Here is a 17,500-nt window from a genome sequence, read left to right on the forward strand (position 1 = left end):
CTGTGCTGGTCGGCGGCCCGGTCGGCGTGCATCCGGTCGTGCCGGTTGACGAGCTTCTTGACGTGCCGGCCGACGCGTTCGGGCACGCGGGTGGGCCCCGCCGGTGGTCTCGCCGGGCGGGATGATGGGACTGCCGGTGCACGGTGATCCTGCGAGCGCGGCACCGGCGTGCGGCGGGGTGCCCCCTAGCTGATCGGGTCGAGGGCGGGCCGGGCGGCGGTGGGCTCGGAGGTCCTCGGGCGGCGCCGGCCACCGCGCTGGGCGGCCGCACCGGCGAGGACGACGAGCAGGATGCCGGCGGTCTGGACGCCGGAGGGCTGCTGGTGGAGCACGAGCAGCCCCAGGAGCACCCCGAAGGCCGGCTCCACGGCCATCAGGGTGCCGAAGGCGGTGGGCGTCATCCGGCACAGCGCGAGCATCTCCAGGGCGAACGGCAGGACGGGGAGCAGCAGGGCGAGCCCGGCCGCGGCGGCGAGCACGCCGGGGGTGATGTGCCCGGCGGCCTGCGGGATGCCGACGACCGCTGCCGCCGCCGCGGCGACGGGCACGGTCATCGACAGCGCGTCGATGCCGTTGAAGCGGTCACCGATCCGCTGGGTGAGCAGGATGTAGAACCCCCACCCGACGGCGGCCAGCCCGGCGAACCCGATGCCGGCGAGGTCGATCCGGCCGTGCCAGGGCTCGGTCAGCAGCACCACCCCGGCCAGCGCCAGGGCGGGCCAGGCGAGCGCCCGGAGGCTGTGGGAGCGCACGGCGGCCACGGTCAGCGGGCCGAGGAACTCGATCGCCACGGCGGTGCCCAGCGGGATGCGCTCGATCGCGGCGAGGAAGCCGGTGGTCATCACCCCGGTGGTGAGGCCCAGGCCCAGCAGCGCCGGCACGTCGTGCCGGCGCACGGACCGCAGCGGCGGGCGGGCCAGGACCAGGAAGATCAGCGCTCCCGCGCTGAGCCGCAGCCAGGCGGTCCCGGCCGGGCCGACCGCGCCGATCAGGTCCACGGACAGGGCCGAGCCCAGCTGGATCGAGAGCATCGCGGCCACGGCCAGCCCCCACGGGGGCACGGTGGTGGAGGGGGCGCGAGGAGTCACGGCCGGTCCCTCCGGGATTCCCGGTGGCCGGGGGCGGGTGCCCCGGAGCGGTGGGTCATGTCAGTCTCCTTGCGCGGACGTCGGGCCGGCGGTGAGCAGGCGGTGGGTGATCCGCACCTCGGGGCCGAGCCGGGCCAGGCGGGCGGCCAGGTCCTCGACCGCGGCGTGCAGGGCCTCATCGGTCAGGGGCGCCAGTGCGTCGAGGATGAACAGGGCGGTGGTGGTGTCCTCGGCCAGGCCGGTGCGGCGGCCCTGGCGCCAGTTCCAGCGCCGGCAGGTCACCCCGGCGTCGTCGCACCACACCACCTCGCCGGGCTCGGGGTGCTCGATCACCGGCGCGCCGGCGGCGACCGTGTCGAAGGGCTCGGCGCCGGTGGCGCGGGCCAGTCGCGGAGCACCGCGGTAGCGGGACAGGTCCTCCCCGCCGAGCTGGATCTGGTGCAGCACCGAGACCGCGTTGTAGAGGTCCGTGAGCCGGTTGACCCGCGGCAGCCCGGTGGAGGCCCGGCGCAGCAGGGCCTCCAGGCTGTTGCGGGTGCGCTGCGGTTTCGCCCCGAACGCCCGGTAGGCGTCCCGCCACGCGGCCACGTGCGGCAGCTGCTCCACCGGCCGCTCGCCCAGCGCCCGGCGGGCGGCGGCCTCGGCCTCCTGCAGCAGCGCCTCACCGGCCTCGTCGCTCGGGCCCGGCACGATCCCGTCGACGGCCAGCAGCGCGGCGCGGTAGTCCGGTCGCAGCGCGAACACCTCGCCCGCGACCCGGGCGTCGTCGAGCAGCCGTTCCGGTGTGCTGAGGTCAGTCATGGGAACCCTCCTGGTGGTGGCCCGAGCCCACGCCCGGTTCGAAGACGGTCAGGGAGAAGCGCGCCGGCTCGGCGCCGGGATTGGCGTAGGCGTGGGCCACGTCGCCGGGAAAGGCGAGCGCGTCACCGGCGTCTAGGGTGACGGTCCGGTCGGCGACCTCGACGGTGAGCGTGCCCTGCTGGACCTGCAGGAGCTCCTTGGTGCCCGGGGCGTGGGCCTCACTGGCGTGCCGGTCACCGGGACCCAGGGTCCAGTCCCACAGCTCCACCACGTCCGGGGGCGCGGTGCCGGCCACCAGGACCCCCCGGCCGCCGGAGTCCCCGGTCCACAGGACCGCGCCCTCCCCGCGCCGGGTCACCTTCACCGGCCTGGGCTGCGGCGGCTCCACCAGCGCCGGCAGCCCGATGCCCAGGGCGTCGCTGATCCGCAGCAGGGTGCCCACGCTGGGGTTGGCCACGCCCTGCTCCACGTTGACCACCATCCGGCGGCTGACCCCGGCGGCCTCGGCCAGCTGATCCAGGGTCCAGTGCCGGTGCTGCCGCTCCTGTCTCACGCGGGTGCCGATGGCCGTCGCCAAGGTCGTCGTGCTGTCGTCCATGAGTGCATCATAGTGCACTGGCAGTGCATTCTAGAACCTGTCGGTGATCGGCCGGGTGCTGTCCGTCCCCTCCGCTCTGCTATAGCTGGAACCCCCGGGACGACCGGAGGGACCCTCAGCAGGGGGAACAGCACGACGAGCAGAGGCAGGTGCGTCATCACCGTCACGATCGCCGCAGCCGGCGCCGGATGCGTCGGCGCCGATCCGGCCCGTGGACCGGGCGGCAAGCGCACGAGCACGAGCACGGGGACGGCGCTCGTCCCCGCGGCCCGTCCGCACCCGCGATGAGTCCGGAGGACGGGCGCGGGAGCCGGAGCCGCCCTCTCCGGCTCCTCCTGAGCCTGCTGCTGCTGGGATCGCTCGCGGGCGCGCTGGTGCTCCTCGGGCCGAACCTGCTCAGCGGTCTGCGCGCGGGCGACGGCTGGCCGCGCTGGGGCTCGGAGTGCACGGTCGAGACCGCGGACGGGCAGGTGGGACTCACCCGCGAGGAGGCGAAGCGGGCCACGACGGCGGTGGCGCTCGCCGCCCGCGGGGAGGCTGCGGACACCACCGGGCTCGACGAGGCGGTGCTGCAGCGGCTGGCCGAGGGAGCGCCCGGGGACGCCGGCGCGAGCCTGGCCTGCCGGGGCTCGGCCGCCTCTGGCCTGCCGGAGCAGCAGCCGACCGGGGCCGGCCTGACCCCGCGCGCCGAGCGGCTGCGCGCGGCGATGGCCGAGGTGTTCGGCGAGCAGAGCCTGGGCGGGTTCGCCCCGGGCGGCGTGGACCAGGGGCACGGCGAGGAGTCGACGCACTACGACGGCCGGGCCGTCGACGTCTTCTTCCGGCCGGTGACCGAGGAGAACCGGCGTGCGGGGTGGGTGCTGGCCCACTGGCTGGTCGCGCACGCCGAGGACCTGGACGTCCAGTACGTCATCTTCGACGACCGGTTCTGGAGCGCGCACAGCGCCCGCGGGCAGTGGCAGGACTACGACGCGCCCGAGCCCGCCAACGAGATCCTGCGCCACCTGGACCACGTGCACGTGGACGTACTGCGCGGCGGCGCCGGCTGAGGAGCCTCCGCTGCGGCCCACGGCGCGGCGACGAACGACCGGGGCACCCTGCGCGGTCGACCACCCGGGCGCACCCTACCGGGACAGGACAGGTGGCGCCGGCGCCGGCGGCCCCGGGTGTCCAGCAGCGAAGACGCGGCAGCGCCGGCCCTCGGCCACCACCTCGTCGACGAGTTCCAGGCCCGCCTTCTCCAGCACCCGCTGTGAGGCCCGGTTCTCCGCGAACGTCTCGGCCCGGACCGGCAGGCCACAGTCCTCGGCGATGCCGACGAGCTCGGCGACCACCTCGGTCGCCAGTCCACGCCCCCACATCTCCGGTCGCAGCGCGTAGCCGATCCACAGCTGCCAGCCTCCCGCCCCGGGCGCCGGCTGGAGGCGCAGCATCGCATCCCCGACACAGAGCCCGTCGACCACGATCGCCACACCGCGCACGATCCACCCGGACCCCGGGTCGCGTCCCGCCAGACGGGCGTCGATGCGGTCCCGGACCTCCTCGCGCGACAAGGGGGCATGGCCCAGGTGCTCGGTGACGTGCGGGTCGCCCCGGTAGGCGAGCATCGCCTCGAGGTCGGAGGCCCGCACCGGGCGCAGCAGGCATCGGTCCGTGAACCGGGGCCACGCTCCGGCGATCGGGTCAGGCGGATCCGTCATGGCCCCAGTCGACCACGCGCCCGCAACGGCGGGGCGCACGGGACCTCGGGTGCCGCGTCCGGGCCCGCTCTGCGGAGACGGCCGGCGGAGCCTGCGGCGCCCCGGCCGTCCCGTTCGTCCCTCGTCAGCGGGACGGAGTGGTGAGCTCCGCCGTGGCACCACCGTGGCGAACTCCCCGTGCAGGTTGACCGCGGTGACCCGGGACAGGTCCGCCGCGGGCACGGTCACGCCGTCCGGTCCCGTACGGTCGAAGGTGTGGGTGGCGTCCAGGGCGAAGTGGACCCGGTAGCCGAGGTTGCCCCCGACCCGTGCCGTGGTCTCGCAGCAGTGGTTGGTCGTGATGCCGCAGACGACCAGCTCCGGGACGTCGTGGGCCTGCAGCCAGGCGTGCAGGTCGGGGCTGCCGTGGAAGCTGGAGTTGACGCTCTTGCGCACCAGCAGGTCCGGGGTGCCGGTGACGATGTCCTTGAAGGCGTTGCCGGGGCGGTCCGGGTGCAGCGGGGAGGTCGGGGTGGTGGAGTCGTGCCGGACGAACACCACGGGCCGGCCGCTCTCCTGCCAGTGGGCCAGCAGGGCCGCGATGTTCGCCTCGCACGACGGGTTGTCCCGCCGGCCCCAGTACGCGGCGTCGTCGAAACCCCGCTGGACGTCGACGACGACCAGGGCGGCGCGCGGACCCGGGACACCGGGCGTGGGGACGGTCACGGTCGTGACGATACACCGGGCGCCGTGGGGCCGGGAGCCCCGCGGCGGTCCGGTGCGGTCCTGCCGACGGAGGTCCTCACCGCCCGGCCGGCATGACGCCGCGCGCAGCCGGTGAGAGGCTGGATCCCATGACGACGACCCACCGCTACCACGTGGAGATCCTCCACCTGCTCGTCTCCCCCGGCCACGCCTACTTCGGCCGGGCCCGGGACGGCGCCGCGGACGTGCCGACGACGGACGCGGACCGCGCCGAGCTGGTGACCGGCAAGGGCATCGTCGGCGACCGGTTCTTCGGCAAGGCCGCGCACATGGACGCGGCCGTCACCCTGCTCGCCGTCGAGGCGCTCGAGGCCATCGCGGCCGACCTCGGCGCCGAGCCCTTCGACCCTCTGCTCGCCCGGCGCAACGTGGTCCTGCGCGGCGCCGAACTGGCCCCGCTGCTCGGCCAGGAGTTCGCCCTGGAGTCGCGCGGTGAGCTCGTGCGGCTGCGAGCCGGGCGACCCGCTCACCCCTGCGCGTGGATGGACCGGATGCTCGCCCCCGGGGCGCACGCGGCGATGCGCGGGCGGGGAGGTCTGCGCTGCCGGCCGCTCTCGGACGGGGTCCTGCTCCGTGGGCCGGCCGTGCTGCACAGCCCGGTGCCCCTGGACCCGGAGCGGGCCGGGGACGCGGTCCGGCTGCGCCCGGCCCGGCTGCCCTGACCGAGCGCTCCACCAGCTCCCGTCGGTGCGGGAACCGCGTACGGGAGCCAGGTGCGGGAGCCGCGTGCAGGAACCAGGCGCGAGAGCCAGGCGCGGGAGCCGCGTGCAGGAACCAGGCGCGAGAGCCAGGCGCGGGAGCCGCGTGCAGGAACCAGGCGCGAGAGCCAGGCGCGGGAGCCGCGTGCGGGAGCCAGGTGCGGGAGCCGCGTGCGGGGCAGGGCGCGCGGGGCGCTGCGCTCTGCCCGGGACTGAGCAGGTTCGCGGCACCGGCCGCGAGCACCCGTCCCCGGCTCCCCGCTGGGTGCGGGGCCCGGCCCGCTCACCGTTCGCGGGCCGCGTGCGAGGTGCTGCCGGAGCCGGGCGCGTCGTGCCGGCGCCGGAGCGCCTGCACGATGAGGTAGCCGCCGGCCGCGATGAGCGCCAGCGGCCACAGGTAGGACACCGCGGACAGCAGCACGGTGGCCTCCAGGGCGATCAGCGCCGCCAGGACGGCCAGGGCAGCGGCGGGGATCCACGCCCAGCGGTTGCGGGCCGCGCCGGTGGGCAGCACGGCCACGAGCGCGAACGTGACGGCCAGCCCCACGAAGAACAGCACTCCGCCGGCCTGCTCCTCCTGGGCGGCGGCGGTGAGCAGGGCCTGCAGCGCCAGGGTGATCAGCACACCGGCCGGGATGAGGGCCCACCACCGGCGGTGGTCGCGCAGGTAGACCGCGGCGAACCCGGCGCCGCCGCCGCCGAGGAACAGGGCTCCGCCCCACTGCTGGCTGCCGGGCACGCCGACCTCGTCGAACAGCACGAGCACGCCGAGGCCGAGCAGCGCGCCCGCGGGGATCGCCGCCCACCACTTGGAGGGGTCCGTGGCGTACAGGACTCCGAACGCGGCGCCGGCCGCGAGGAAGAGCAGTCCCCACAGCACCCCGACGGCCTCCATGAGGCCGGTCGCCTCCAGGAGCAGCAGCACCCCGGCGGCGAGCAGCAGGGCTCCCAGCACGATCGTCGCGGTCCTCCGTGGCACGGCCACCACCCCCTGGATCCAGGGTAGGACGCCGGGACCGGGCCGGGTCCGGCGCGGCGGCGAATGGACGCAACATGTCGTCGCACCCGGGAAAGCCCCTGGTGAGCGGCTGATTGCAGTCGTAAACTGGGGTTCTCATCTCGTGCATCGCTGCACCGGGGGCCTCGCTCCCGGTCTCTCCCGTTCCCCGGGGCGCTGTGCCCGCCGGGAAACGTCCTCCGGTCGGCTGGGGGCCGACCGCTCTCCGCGGCACGCCGTTCTCGCGGCCGTGCCGACGATCCTTCTCACCGCTTCGGGGGACCCACCATGAAACACTCACTCGTCTCGCGCGCCCTCACCGGGGCGTCCGCGGCCGTGCTGGCCACCACCGGGATCGCTCTGGGCGGACCGGCCCACGCGGCGTCGGCGCAGCCCGTCTTCTCCTACAGCCAGGGCTGGCGCGTGGACCAGCACGTGCGCGAGCTCGCCGACGTCAACGGGGACGGCCGCGCCGACGTCGTGGGCTTCGGCAACAGCGGCGTGCAGGTCGCCTTCGGACAGACCGACGGCACCTTCAGCACGCCGAGGATGAGCGTGCGCGACTTCGGGGCCGCCCAGGGCTGGCGCAACGACCGGCACGTGCGCACCCTGGCCGACGTCGACGGCGACCGCCGCGACGACATCGTCGGCTTCGGCAACGCCGGCGTCTACGTGGCCTACTCCCGGGGCGACGGCAGCTTCACCGCGCCGGCGCTGAAGGTCCGCGAGTTCGGCTGGAACCAGGGCTGGCGGGTCGACCAGCACCCGCGCGAGCTCGCCGACCTCAACGGCAACCTGACGGCCGACATCGTGGGCTTCGGCTACTCGGGGGTGACGATCTCCCACGGGCGCACCGACCGCACCTTCGACGGCACCGGCAAGCGGATCGACAGCTTCGGCTGGGACCGCGGCTGGCGGGTCGACAAGAACCCGCGGCTGCTCGCCGACGTCGACGGCAACAGCACGGCCGACATCGTCGGCTTCGGGGACGCCGGCACGTACGTCTCCTACTTCTCCGCCCTGGGCGACACGTTCACCCAGCCCGCACTGGAGATCCGCGACTTCGGCTACGCCCAGGGCTGGCGGGTCGGCCAGCACCCCCGGATGCTGGCCGACGTCAACGTCAACCCGGCCGGCAACGCCGCGGCGGACATCATCGGCTTCGGCTACTCGGGGGTCTCCGTCGCCTACTCGCTGAACGGGGGCGACTACACCGGTGCGGCCGTGCGGGTGAACAACTTCGGCCAGGCCCAGGGGTGGCGCGGCGACCGCCATCCGCGGACCCATGCGGACATCAACGTCGACGGCATCCAGGACCTCGTGGGCTTCGGCAACGCCGGGGTCTACGTCGCCCACGGCCGGGCGAACAACACCTTCGGCCCGGTGTACCTGAAGGTCGCCGCCTTCGGCTACGACGACGGCTGGACGGAGGAGCGGTATCCGCGCCTGCTCGGGGACGTGAACGGCGACGGCCGTGACGACGTCGTCGGCTTCGGGCACTCGGCCACGTACGTCCAGCTCTCCTGATCCCGTCCGGCGGGGCCCCGCCGCGGCCGGTGCCGTCCTCGTCCGCCCGGACGGGGTCGGCACCGGCCGCGGCGCGCGCCGGTGCCGGCGCAGCACCGGGGGGCATCACCCTCAGTCCGGCACGGGGTGGTGGGCGGTGCCGGCGGTCTCCCCGCCGTCGACGACGAACTCCGCTCCCGTGACGAACGAGGAGTCGTCACCGGCCAGGTAGGCGACCGTCGCCGCGACCTCCTGCGGGCGGCCGGCCCGGCCCATGGCCACGTGCACGACGTCGGGTGCGAACCCTTCCGTCATCGGGGTGATGATGAAGCCGGGATGCACCGAGTTGACCCGGATCCCGTCGGCGGCGAGGTCGAGGGCCGCGGCCTTGGTCAGGCCCCGCACGCCGAACTTCGAGGCCGTGTAGGCGGGGATCTGCTCGTAGCCGCGCAGCCCGGCGGTGGAGGAGATGTTCACGATCGAGCCCCCGCCCCGGTCCCGCATCGCGGGCACGGCCGCCTGGATGCCGAGGAAGACCCCCGTGAGGTTCACCGCGAGCACCCGGTCCCACGAGGCCCGGGAGTGCTCGGCCGTGTGCCCGAACTCCACGATCCCGGCGTTGTTGACCAGGATGTCCAGCCCGCCGAAGGCGTTCACGGTCCCGGCCACCGCGGCCGCCCAGCCCTGCGCGTCGGTGACGTCCAGGTGGACGCGGTCGGCGTGTCCGGACAGCACCGCCTTCACGTCCGTCTCCGGCAGCACGTCGGCCAGCATCACCCGGGCGCCCTCCTCGACCAGCCGCACGGCGATGGCCGCCCCGATCCCCCGTGCCGCGCCGGTCACCAGCGCCACCTTGCCCTCCACGCGTCCCATGTCCGCCCCCCCTGCGCGCTCTCGAGATCCCGGTCCGTGCCCGGCCGGGCCGGGGCGCACGACCGCACCGGCCTCGGCCCCGCTGCACCCACGAGAGCACTGATCTCCCGGGCCCACAACGGTCCACGAGATCCCGTCGACACGGTGGGACTCAATCCTGTGCCTGTGCGAAGCGCCTTGTCGGCCGCGAGACGCCGGCCCTACCGTGGACGGTGCTCCGGCGACGGGCGGAGCACCGCTGCCGGAGGATGCCCTGCCATGACCCCCAAGATCTCCGTGCTCGTCCAGGTCGACGTCTGCGACGGAACCGTGACGCTGGGCGTCACCGGGCAGCTGACCGAGGGGAACCAGCAGGCGCTGGTGTCCCTCGTCCGCCGGGCGCGCTCGGCGTTTCCCCGGGCGGCGGTCACCGTGGACCTCGTGCGGGCGGAGCCCGTGAGCGCCGCCGCGGTCGACCTGCTGGTGTGGAGCCTCGAGATGCTCGACGCGGCAGCGGGGCCGGTGACCCTGAGGATCCCGCCGCCGGATCCGACCGGCTCCCGCGGGACCCGTGCCGGCAGCGGGCGCTCCCCCCGGAAGGAGAAGCGATGAGCGACATCCCCACCGGCGACCGCGTCGTCGTGGGCGTCGACGGTTCGGCGGCGTCCGCGGAGGCCCTGCGGGAGGGAGCCCGTTGGGCGCAGGTCCTCGACGCGCCGCTCGACGCGGTCATGTGCTGGGACAGCCCGTACCTCGACGAGAGCTACTCCGGCATCACGCCCGAGGAGTTCCGCGCGGAGCACGAGCAACGGTTCGCGGCAATCTTCGCCGAGGTCTTCGGGGACGAACGCCCGGAGCGTCTGACCACCCGGCTGGTGCGCGGCCGGGCGGCGGAGCGCCTCCTCGAGGAGAGCGAGGGCGCACGGATGCTGGTCGTGGGCCGGCGCGGAACGGGCCGGGTGCTGCGCACGGTGCTGGGCTCGGTCAGCTCGGCCCTGGTCTCCCACGCCCGGTGCCCCGTGCTGGTCGTGCACCCCTGAGGCAGAGGAGTCCGGGCACGGCGGCTCCTCGCCGTGCCCGCGACGGGAGCGGGCGCGGCGGCTCGCCGCGCCGGTGGTGGTCCCAGGGCGACTGCGTCACGATCGGGACATGTCGGCCCCGGGCCTTACCGCACCGGCACGGGTTGCCTACGGTGGAAATGCCCACGTGCAGCGCACGGTCCCAGGGGTCCGGGCGCGAGCACTCGGGGGCGCCGGCCACGGGGCCGGCGCCGGTCAGTACACGATGAGGAGTCTGGTCATGGCTGGATTGATGCGCAGGGAGGCCTTCGACGTGCTCGAGCCCCTCCGTCGTCTCATGGAGGGCGACCTGGAGACCACGTGGCCGCGCGTGGAGGAGTTCCAGGACGGCAACACCATGGTGATCCGGGCGGAGCTGCCCGGGATCGACCCGGACAAGGACGTCGAGCTCACGGTCGTCAACGACACCCTGCATCTGCGGGCCACCCGGCAGGAGAGGACCGAGCACAAGGACAAGGGCAGCTACCGCTCCGAGTTCCACTACGGCTCCTTCTCCCGCTCCCTGCCCCTGCCCAAGGGCTGCCGGGAGGAGGACATCACCGCCGCCTACACCGACGGGGTGCTCGAGGTCCGGGCCCCGATGCGCGAGCCGGGCGAGCAGGCCACCAAGAAGATCCCGGTGAGCCGCCGGGAATCCGGCTCCGCCTAGGGACACCGCGCGCGGCGGCGGGTCCACCGGTGTGCGATCCGCCGCTCGGCCGCGGCCCCGACCACGGTTCACCGCACCGCCTCGCGCCCGGCGACCCGGGGGCGGGGCGCTCCCATCCACCCACCCCCGGCTGCGTCGGCCCTGCACCGAAGGAGCGCCATGAGCGACATCCCGATCGAGACCCCCACCGGCGACCGCATCATCGTGGGCGTCGACGGCTCCGACCACTCCAAGGAGGCACTGCGGGAAGCGGCCCGGCTGGCGCAGGCCCTCGACGCCCCCCTGGAGGCGATCGCGTGCTGGCAGGATCCGGCCCTGTACGCCACCTCCTACGGATACATCCCCGAGCTCGATCCCGAAGCGTTCCAGTCCGACGCCCGGCGCATGCTCCAGGAGACGCTCCAGGAGGTGTTCGGCGAGACCCGCCCCGCCCGGCTGACCACCCGGCTGCTGCGCGGACGCGCGGCCGAGCTGCTCGTCGAGGAGAGCAGGAGCGCCCGGATGCTGGTGGTCGGGGCCCGCGGCGTCGGCGGGGTCCTCGGCATGATCCTGGGCTCGGTCAGCTCCGCGCTGGTCTCGCACGCGCACTGCCCGGTCCTGGTCGTGCGCCGGTAGCCGACGTGGTCCGCCCCCGACGGTCGGGCCGTTCGTCGGGCGCCGGGACCGCGCGAGGCGCTCCGGCCGGTGGCCCCGCCGATCCGTCGGACGGCACACCGCCGTGACCGAGGACGTCCCCGCCGTCTCCGTCCGCCTGGCCCGGGCCACCGACGTCCCCGCCGTGGTGGACCTGCTCGGGCAGCTCGGCTACGTCCCCGAGGCGCGTTGGGTGCGCACCTGGGTGTGCACGGCCGTGCCCGACGACCGGTGCCTGGTGGCGGAGGCGGCCGGACGGGTGGTGGGCCTGGCGCACCTGCACCGGGTGCCGTTCCTGGCCGAGAGCACCTACCGGGCCCGGCTGACCGCCCTCGTGGTCGACGAGCCGGCCCGGTCCCGCGGCGTGGGCGCGCTCCTGCTGGCCGCGGCCGAGCGGGCGGCGCGGGACATGGGGGCCACCGCGCTGGAGCTGTCGACCTCGAACCGGCGGTTGCGGGCGCACCGGTTCTACGAGCGCCACGGCTACACCCAGCGATCACGGCACTATCGCAAGGCCGTGCCGCCGGACGGCCCCTGAGCCGCCGGGCTCCACAGCCCCGACCGCGGGGCTCCGCCGTCGACGTGCGCCCCAGCGCAGAAGCCTCATCGCCGCGCGCACACTAGACAGGCTGTCTAAATAGGCGCACTGTGTCCTCATGAGCACCACCACCCAGCGCAGCGAGTGGCTCCGCGGAGTCCTGGGCCTGTGCGTGCTGCGGGCCATGGCCGACGGACCGACCTACGGGTACGCGATCGCCGCGAACCTGGCCCGGGCGGGCTTCGGGGACGTCAAGGGCGGAACGCTCTATCCCCTGCTGGCCCGGCTCGAGAAGAACGATCTCGTCACCGTCGAGTGGAGAGCCGGGGCGGGTGGCCCCGGCCGCAAGTACTTCTCGCTCACCGACGCCGGCCGCGCCGAGCTGGAGCAGGGCATCACCCAGTGGCAGGCGTTCTCGAGCGTGGTCACCGGCTACCTGACCTCCGACAGCGCCGGCGACGCCCCGACGTCCCCCCGTCCCCCTACTCCCTGAGGAGGAACCCGTGAACACCGTCCCCCACCCCCACGCCCCGGCCCACGAGGTCTGGCAGCGCCCGTTCGTGCGGTCCCACCGGAGCTGGTGCGACGACTTCGTGGTGGAGCTGCGCCTGCGCGCCGTCCCCGGACCGGTGATCGGCGACCGCCTCGGCGAGGTGGAGACCCACTGCGCGGCCACCGGCGACACGCCCATCGAGGCCTTCGGTGACCCGGTGGCCTACGCCGCCCGGATCGCCGAGGAGGGCGGCACCGCACCGGTGTCCGGGGTCTGGACGGTCACGCTCCTCTCCGCCGCGCAGGTGGTGGCCCTGCTGGTGGGCACCGCCGCGGTCACCGCGTGGGCCCGGGGCGAGAGCCTCGCCTACGACGTGGTCCAGGTGGGCTTCCTGGGCGTGTTCGTGCTGGTGCTGCTGTGCCTGCCCCGGCTCGTCCGCCCGCTGGTGCGCCACCCCTGGGCGGTCGGCGCGCCCCTGGCCGTCGGGGTCCCGCTGCTCGCGCTGGGCGCCGCGTTCTCGGACCGGTGGGACCTTCCGGTCGCGCTGGTCCTGCCCTCCGCCCCGGTGGCCGTCGGCCTGTTCGTGGCGGTCCTGGGCCTGGCCTGGTGGCAGCTCCGCGAGCTGGATCGGGGCCTCGGGGACGACCTCGTCACCTCCCCCCTGCCCCCGGAGTCGGGCTCACCGGCCGGGGAGGGCACCACTCTCCGCCGATGGACCGCTCTGCTGCCGGCGTGCATGATCCCCGTGGCCTACCCCGTGCTGGCGGCCTTCGGCTGGATGCTGGCCTGAGGCCTCCGCCGTCGCCGCGGGCGGTCAGGCCGGCGGGGAGGCGGGGCCGGGCTCCGGACTTCCCTGGTGGACGTGGGCGGCCATGGTCATCACGGTGATGAGCTGGGCGGCGATGACCGCGGAGGCCCAGCCGCCCTGGGCGGCGACGAGGTGGACGGCCGCGGGGATGACGAGGAGCAGCGGGAGGGCACGGACCGCCAGCAGCCGCGCCCGCTCTCCCGGGGTCTCGGGGACGTCCTCGACGGCCGGAGACGTCCGATCCGCACGTCCGGTGAGCCCGTCCGCGGCGACGAGGTCGGCCCAGCGGCGCCGGCGCCGCGCGTGGTGGAGCATGCCGGCCAGCACCGCGAGGTACATCGCGGCCACGATCCCCGAGACGAAGAGCAGCACCGGCCCCTCGTCGTCCCCTGCGCGCAGTCCCACGACGAACCCGAGGCCCAGAGGCAGCAGCCAGAGCCCGAGGAGCAGCTTGTCGACGCCGGTCAGCACGTGGTCCTCCCCCGGTCGGACGTGCTCGATGACCGCATCCTCGCACCCCGGGCACCGCCGTGTCTGACCCCTCATCCGGGGGCGCGGGCCCACCGGGCCACGCACCAGGGGCGGACCCACCGGACCACCCAGCACGGGCGGGCGTCCCGGACCGGAGTCCGGGACGCCCGCCCGTGGTGTGCCCGGCGGCCTCAGCCCCGCCGGGACGCCCGTGCGTCGGCGACGATGCCCACGACGTCCTCGAAGAGCGGGTGACCGGGCTCCAGGCCGGTCAGCCGCCCGGCCACGGTCTCGTCCGCGTCCGTTCCGCCCAGCAGCTGCGCGAGCTCGGCGGCCTCCGGGTCGTCCGGGGCGTCGAAGCGCAGGGCCGCGGCCATGGCCTCCAGCAGGGCGGCGGTGCCCAGTCCGCGCTCGGCCAGCTCCGCGGCCGGCCCGGTGAACCGCTCGTGCCGGCTCAGCTTGCGCAGCGGGGCCCGGCCCACCCGGTCCACGGTGTCCGGCAGCTCGGCGTTGGCGAAGCGGGTGAGGATCTTCTGCACGTAGGCCTCCTGCTCCGCGGGGTCGAAGCCGTGCTTGGCCACCAGCAGCGCCTTGGTCTCCTGCAGGACCGCCTCGACCTTGGCCCGGATCTGCGGGTCGGCCAGCGCGTCCGAGAGCTTGCGCTTCCCGACGGCGCGCCCGAAGTAGGCCGCGGCCGCGTGACCGGTGTTCACGGTGAACAGCTTGCGCTCGATGTAGGGGCCCAGCGCCTCCACCCAGGTCACCCCGGGGATCTCCGGGACGGTGTCGCCGAACGGTCCCTTCTCGATCGCCCACTCGAGGTATGGCTCCACCCGCACGTCCAGGCCCGCCCCCGGCTCCTGGTTCGGCACGATGCGGTCCACCGCGGTGTTGGCGAACAGCGCCCGGGCGTCGACCGCCGCGTCGTCGAGGCCCTGGTCCCGCGCAGCGGCCCGGACCTCCCGCTCCAGGATGTCGGTGGCGTTGATCGCGTTCTCGCAGGCCATCACCGCCTGGCGGCCCGTCCCGGCCGGGCGGGCCGCCAGGCCCTTGGCGATGGCCGGGGCCACGAACCGCAGGATGTTCGGGCCCACGGCCGTGGTGACCACCTCGGCGCGGCTCAGTTCGGCCACGAGCGCCGCCTCGTCCGTGGCGGAGTTGACCGCCCGGTAGCCCTCGACGACGTGGTCGCGGCCGCCCTCGCCGGCCTCGTGCACCGTGTAGCTGGGGGTCGAGGCCAGCGCGTCGATCAGCGGCGCCGCCACGTCCGCGAAGACCACCTCGTAGCCCGCCTCGTGGAGCAGCAGCCCCACGAAACCCCGTCCGATGTTGCCCGCACCGAAGTGCACTGCCGTGCTCATGGGTTCACCTTCCCGAAGACGTCCATCACCTCGCCCACGGTACGCGCCGCCGGCGGGCAGGACACCTGTGTACGGCTCCGTACACCGTGGCCGCCGGTCACCAGTCCGCCGGTCACCGGGACGCCGGTCACCGTGGCCGCCGGTCACCGGGACGCCCGACCGCCCGATGAGGGCGTCGAGGCGAGCACGGCGAGCACGGCACAGGGCAGCATCAGCTGCGCGGTCACGGCGCGGTCCTCTCCCGGGGGACGGGCACGGTGCGGGGACCGGCGGGGAGGTCCAGCAGCGGCAGCAGGCGGTGGACGAGCGGGCCGATGGCCAGCGCGTAGACGACGGTGCCCACGCCCACGCTGCCGCCCAGCACCCAGCCCGTGGCCAGGACGCAGAGCTCGATGGCCGTGCGCACCCGCCGGACGGACCCGCCGGTGCGCTCCACCAGCCCGGTCATCAGGCCGTCGCGGGGGCCGGGACCGAAGCGGGCCCCGATGTAGGCGGCGGTGGCCGCCCCGCTGAGCAGGACACCGCCCGCGAGCAGTCCCATCCGGGCCGGGATGCCGGTGGCGTGCGGGAGCACGAGCAGGGCGGCGTCGACGACCAGGCCGATGACCACGATGTTGCTCACCGTCCCGAGACCGGGCCGCTGCCGCAGCGGCACCCAGAGCAGGAGGACCAGCGCACCGGTGGCGATCACCACCGCCCCGAAGCTCCAGCCGAGCCGCTCGGCCACGCCCTGGTGGAAGACGTCCCAGGGATCCAGGCCGAGGTCGGCCCGCAGCATCAGGGCGAGCGAGAGGCCGTAGGCCACCAGGCCGGCGTACAACTGGACGAGTCTGCGCATCAACATGCCACCAGTCTCCGCTCAACTGGCATTGCTTCCTATAGCCAGTTGCGGAACACTGGCTTTCATGACCCGCAGGATCAGTGCCCGCGCCCTGGCACCGATGCTCCCGCCCCCGTCCGATCGCGGACCCGCCTACCGCGAGCTGGCGGACCACCTGCGCCTGCTCGTGCTCGACGGGAGAGTGCCGCTGGGCGTCGCGCTGCCCGGGGAGCGTGAGCTGGCGGCCGCCCTCGGTCTCAGCCGGACCACCGTCACCGGGGCCTACCGGCTGCTGCGGGAGGAGGGCTGCCTCACCGGCCGGCAGGGCGCGCGCAGCACCACCGCCCTGCCCGGCGGGACCGGGACGAGCACGCCGGGCCCGGAGGCACCGGACGGAGTGCTGGACCTCGCCTACGCCGCGCTGCCGGCCGCACCGCAGGCGGTGCACGCCGCCTACGCCGCCGCCCTCCAGGACCTGCCGGCCCACCTGCCGAGCCACGGGTACTCCCCTGCCGGGGTGGACGTGCTGCGCGGGGCCGTCGCCGGGAAGTACACCGCCCGGGGCCTGCCGACCACGCCGGAACAGATCCTCGTCACCTCCGGGGCGCAGCACGCCCTGCACCTGGTGCTCCGGCTGGTCACCGCGGCGGGCGACCGCGTCGTCGTCGACCACCCCTCCTATCCCCACGCCCTCGACGCCGTGCGGGAGGCGCGCTGCCGTCCTGTGCCCGTGGCCCTCGGGAGCACGGGGTGGGACGTCGAGGGCTTCCGCGCCGCGCTCCGGCAGGCCGCACCGACCATGGCCTACGTGATCCCGGACTTCCACAACCCCACGGGCCGGTGCATGACCGGTGCGGAGCGCGCCGAGATCGTGCGCGCCGCGCGCGAGTCCCGGACCACGCTGGTCGTGGACGAGACGCTCGTGGACCTGCACCTCGACGGTCCCTCCGGTCCTCCGACGGGCGCCCACCACCCGGACGTCATCTCGATCGGCTCGACGAGCAAGTCCTACTGGGCGGGGCTGCGCATCGGGTGGATCCGTGCGACGCCCGGGACGATCACCCGGCTGGCGGCGGCGCGGCCGAGCGTGGACATGGGCTCGCCCATCGTCGAGCAGCTGGCGACGGCGGCGCTGCTGCGGGACCCGGACGTGCTCCCGGCCCGCCGGGAGCAGCTGCGCGCCCAGCGGGCGGCGCTGGTCGCACTGCTCGGGGAGCACCTGCCCGGCTGGCGGTTCGAGGTCCCCCCGGGCGGACTCTCCCTGTGGGCCGAGCTGCCGGAACCGGTCAGCAGCGCGCTGGCCGCGCTCGCGCCGCGCTACGGGCTGCGCCTGGCGGCCGGGCCCCGCTTCGGCGTCGACGGGGCCTTCGAACGGTTCCTGCGCCTGCCCTTCACCCTCCCCGTCCCGGACCTGGAACGGGCGGTGTCCGGCCTGGCCCGTGCCGACGCCGCGCTCGGCAGCACGCCGCTCGATGCCGTCAGCCCTACGGCGGCCGCGCAGCTGGCCTGACGCCCGCACCCGCCCGGCCGTCCCGGACCACCGGGCAGCGCGCGACACCGGGCGTCACATTCGTCGCCGCGGCCCCCGGCCCGGCGCGCCGGACGACGGCAGGCCCCCGCCCGTCGTACAACGAGAGCGTGCGCCACGCGCCTCCCCCGACGCC

At 75.1% G+C, this 17,500-nt stretch carries 20 protein-coding genes; 11 read left to right on the forward strand and 9 right to left on the reverse strand.

What is annotated here, in order from left to right:
* Positions 1-185: 185 nt before the first annotated feature.
* The 3 genes from AYX06_RS03115 to AYX06_RS03125 form a co-directional block, all read right to left on the reverse strand.
* Complete coding sequence (locus tag AYX06_RS03115; protein ID WP_062736850.1) at positions 186-1,031, reverse strand: EamA family transporter; 846 nt, start codon at positions 1,029-1,031, stop codon at positions 186-188.
* A gap of 117 nt (positions 1,032-1,148) precedes the next feature.
* A complete protein-coding gene (locus tag AYX06_RS03120) occupies positions 1,149-1,889 on the reverse strand; it encodes a B3/B4 domain-containing protein (protein WP_062734383.1) in 741 nt (246 codons plus the stop codon).
* Complete coding sequence (locus AYX06_RS03125) at positions 1,882-2,487, reverse strand: helix-turn-helix domain-containing protein (RefSeq protein ID WP_062734385.1); 606 nt, start codon at positions 2,485-2,487, stop codon at positions 1,882-1,884. The genes AYX06_RS03120 and AYX06_RS03125 overlap by 8 nt, the downstream gene beginning before the upstream one ends.
* 284 nt (positions 2,488-2,771) lie before the next feature.
* On the opposite strand from AYX06_RS03125, the gene AYX06_RS03130 reads away from it, so the two are divergent.
* Entirely contained in the window at positions 2,772-3,536 is a 765-nt protein-coding gene (locus tag AYX06_RS03130; protein ID WP_062734387.1) for a hypothetical protein, read from the forward strand.
* A gap of 75 nt (positions 3,537-3,611) precedes the next feature.
* Here the strand turns inward: AYX06_RS03130 and AYX06_RS19125 are convergent, their stop codons facing one another.
* On the reverse strand, positions 3,612-4,892 hold the full coding sequence (locus tag AYX06_RS19125) for a GNAT family N-acetyltransferase (protein ID WP_084271421.1): 1,281 nt from the start codon (positions 4,890-4,892) through the stop codon (positions 3,612-3,614).
* Positions 4,893-5,020: 128 nt separating this feature from the next.
* Here AYX06_RS19125 and AYX06_RS03140 point away from each other — a divergent pair, with 128 nt between their 5' ends.
* Positions 5,021-5,593 (forward strand): MOSC domain-containing protein, encoded by a 573-nt coding sequence (locus AYX06_RS03140; RefSeq protein WP_062734389.1) that lies wholly within the window; start codon positions 5,021-5,023, stop codon positions 5,591-5,593.
* Positions 5,594-5,912: 319 nt separating this feature from the next.
* Here AYX06_RS03140 and AYX06_RS03145 read toward each other — a convergent pair whose 3' ends face one another.
* Entirely contained in the window at positions 5,913-6,608 is a 696-nt protein-coding gene (locus AYX06_RS03145; RefSeq protein ID WP_157093449.1) for a hypothetical protein, read from the reverse strand.
* A 306-nt stretch (positions 6,609-6,914) separates the two neighbouring features.
* Between AYX06_RS03145 and AYX06_RS03150 the strand changes: the two genes are divergently transcribed.
* Entirely contained in the window at positions 6,915-8,153 is a 1,239-nt protein-coding gene (locus AYX06_RS03150; RefSeq protein ID WP_062734394.1) for an FG-GAP repeat domain-containing protein, read from the forward strand.
* A 111-nt stretch (positions 8,154-8,264) separates the two neighbouring features.
* Here the strand turns inward: AYX06_RS03150 and AYX06_RS03155 are convergent, their stop codons facing one another.
* Entirely contained in the window at positions 8,265-9,005 is a 741-nt protein-coding gene (locus AYX06_RS03155) for a glucose 1-dehydrogenase (RefSeq protein WP_062734396.1), read from the reverse strand.
* A 258-nt stretch (positions 9,006-9,263) separates the two neighbouring features.
* Between AYX06_RS03155 and AYX06_RS03160 the strand changes: the two genes are divergently transcribed.
* The 7 genes from AYX06_RS03160 to AYX06_RS03190 all read left to right on the forward strand — a co-directional run bounded on the left by AYX06_RS03160 (position 9,264) and on the right by AYX06_RS03190 (position 13,166).
* The gene (locus tag AYX06_RS03160; protein ID WP_062734399.1) at positions 9,264-9,596 is read left to right on the forward strand and encodes a hypothetical protein; all 333 of its coding nucleotides are present in this window, start codon (positions 9,264-9,266) and stop codon (positions 9,594-9,596) included.
* Complete coding sequence (locus AYX06_RS03165; RefSeq protein WP_062734402.1) at positions 9,593-10,024, forward strand: universal stress protein; 432 nt, start codon at positions 9,593-9,595, stop codon at positions 10,022-10,024. The genes AYX06_RS03160 and AYX06_RS03165 overlap by 4 nt, the downstream gene beginning before the upstream one ends.
* A 259-nt stretch (positions 10,025-10,283) precedes the next feature.
* Positions 10,284-10,712, forward strand: coding sequence for an Hsp20/alpha crystallin family protein (locus tag AYX06_RS03170; protein WP_062734404.1), 429 nt, complete (start codon positions 10,284-10,286; stop codon positions 10,710-10,712).
* 159 nt (positions 10,713-10,871) lie between these two features.
* Positions 10,872-11,327: a universal stress protein gene (locus AYX06_RS03175; RefSeq protein ID WP_062734406.1), complete on the forward strand. Its 456-nt coding sequence runs from the start codon at positions 10,872-10,874 to the stop codon at positions 11,325-11,327.
* A gap of 103 nt (positions 11,328-11,430) precedes the next feature.
* The gene (locus tag AYX06_RS03180; protein WP_062734408.1) at positions 11,431-11,883 is read left to right on the forward strand and encodes a GNAT family N-acetyltransferase; all 453 of its coding nucleotides are present in this window, start codon (positions 11,431-11,433) and stop codon (positions 11,881-11,883) included.
* Between the two features lie 118 nt (positions 11,884-12,001).
* Complete coding sequence (locus AYX06_RS03185) at positions 12,002-12,376, forward strand: PadR family transcriptional regulator (protein WP_062734410.1); 375 nt, start codon at positions 12,002-12,004, stop codon at positions 12,374-12,376.
* Positions 12,377-12,386: 10 nt separating this feature from the next.
* Complete coding sequence (locus AYX06_RS03190) at positions 12,387-13,166, forward strand: hypothetical protein (protein WP_062734412.1); 780 nt, start codon at positions 12,387-12,389, stop codon at positions 13,164-13,166.
* A 24-nt stretch (positions 13,167-13,190) separates the two neighbouring features.
* On the opposite strand, the gene AYX06_RS03195 is transcribed toward AYX06_RS03190, so the two are convergent.
* The 3 genes from AYX06_RS03195 to yczE all read right to left on the reverse strand — a co-directional run bounded on the left by AYX06_RS03195 (position 13,191) and on the right by yczE (position 15,860).
* On the reverse strand, positions 13,191-13,655 hold the full coding sequence (locus AYX06_RS03195) for a hypothetical protein (RefSeq protein ID WP_062734414.1): 465 nt from the start codon (positions 13,653-13,655) through the stop codon (positions 13,191-13,193).
* 191 nt (positions 13,656-13,846) lie between these two features.
* On the reverse strand, positions 13,847-15,016 hold the full coding sequence (locus tag AYX06_RS03200) for a mannitol-1-phosphate 5-dehydrogenase (protein WP_062734416.1): 1,170 nt from the start codon (positions 15,014-15,016) through the stop codon (positions 13,847-13,849).
* A 223-nt stretch (positions 15,017-15,239) separates the two neighbouring features.
* Positions 15,240-15,860: a membrane protein YczE gene (gene yczE, locus AYX06_RS03205; protein WP_062734419.1), complete on the reverse strand. Its 621-nt coding sequence runs from the start codon at positions 15,858-15,860 to the stop codon at positions 15,240-15,242.
* A gap of 61 nt (positions 15,861-15,921) precedes the next feature.
* On the opposite strand from yczE, the gene yczR reads away from it, so the two are divergent.
* Positions 15,922-17,346, forward strand: a complete 1,425-nt coding sequence (gene yczR, locus AYX06_RS03210; RefSeq protein WP_062734421.1) for a MocR-like transcription factor YczR — start codon at positions 15,922-15,924, stop codon at positions 17,344-17,346.
* Positions 17,347-17,500: the final 154 nt, after the last annotated feature.

The sequence above is a fragment of the Kocuria turfanensis genome (assembly GCF_001580365.1).
Classification (GTDB): Bacteria; Actinomycetota; Actinomycetes; order Actinomycetales; family Micrococcaceae; genus Kocuria; species Kocuria turfanensis.

What these genes read in the sequence shown, in the direction of transcription:
- AYX06_RS03115 (WP_062736850.1), bottom strand. Translation starts at nt 1,031, where the DNA reads ATGCTCTCGATCCAGCTGGGCTCGGCCCTGTCCGTGGACCTGATCGGC.
- AYX06_RS03120 (WP_062734383.1), bottom strand. Translation starts at nt 1,889, where the DNA reads ATGACTGACCTCAGCACACCGGAACGGCTGCTCGACGACGCCCGGGTC.
- AYX06_RS03125 (WP_062734385.1), bottom strand. Translation starts at nt 2,487, where the DNA reads ATGGACGACAGCACGACGACCTTGGCGACGGCCATCGGCACCCGCGTG.
- AYX06_RS03130 (WP_062734387.1), top strand. Translation starts at nt 2,772, where the DNA reads ATGAGTCCGGAGGACGGGCGCGGGAGCCGGAGCCGCCCTCTCCGGCTC.
- AYX06_RS03140 (WP_062734389.1), top strand. Translation starts at nt 5,021, where the DNA reads ATGACGACGACCCACCGCTACCACGTGGAGATCCTCCACCTGCTCGTC.
- AYX06_RS03150 (WP_062734394.1), top strand. Translation starts at nt 6,915, where the DNA reads ATGAAACACTCACTCGTCTCGCGCGCCCTCACCGGGGCGTCCGCGGCC.
- AYX06_RS03155 (WP_062734396.1), bottom strand. Translation starts at nt 9,005, where the DNA reads ATGGGACGCGTGGAGGGCAAGGTGGCGCTGGTGACCGGCGCGGCACGG.
- AYX06_RS03160 (WP_062734399.1), top strand. Translation starts at nt 9,264, where the DNA reads ATGACCCCCAAGATCTCCGTGCTCGTCCAGGTCGACGTCTGCGACGGA.
- AYX06_RS03165 (WP_062734402.1), top strand. Translation starts at nt 9,593, where the DNA reads ATGAGCGACATCCCCACCGGCGACCGCGTCGTCGTGGGCGTCGACGGT.
- AYX06_RS03170 (WP_062734404.1), top strand. Translation starts at nt 10,284, where the DNA reads ATGGCTGGATTGATGCGCAGGGAGGCCTTCGACGTGCTCGAGCCCCTC.
- AYX06_RS03175 (WP_062734406.1), top strand. Translation starts at nt 10,872, where the DNA reads ATGAGCGACATCCCGATCGAGACCCCCACCGGCGACCGCATCATCGTG.
- AYX06_RS03185 (WP_062734410.1), top strand. Translation starts at nt 12,002, where the DNA reads ATGAGCACCACCACCCAGCGCAGCGAGTGGCTCCGCGGAGTCCTGGGC.
- AYX06_RS03200 (WP_062734416.1), bottom strand. Translation starts at nt 15,016, where the DNA reads ATGAGCACGGCAGTGCACTTCGGTGCGGGCAACATCGGACGGGGTTTC.
- yczE (WP_062734419.1), bottom strand. Translation starts at nt 15,860, where the DNA reads ATGTTGATGCGCAGACTCGTCCAGTTGTACGCCGGCCTGGTGGCCTAC.
- yczR (WP_062734421.1), top strand. Translation starts at nt 15,922, where the DNA reads ATGACCCGCAGGATCAGTGCCCGCGCCCTGGCACCGATGCTCCCGCCC.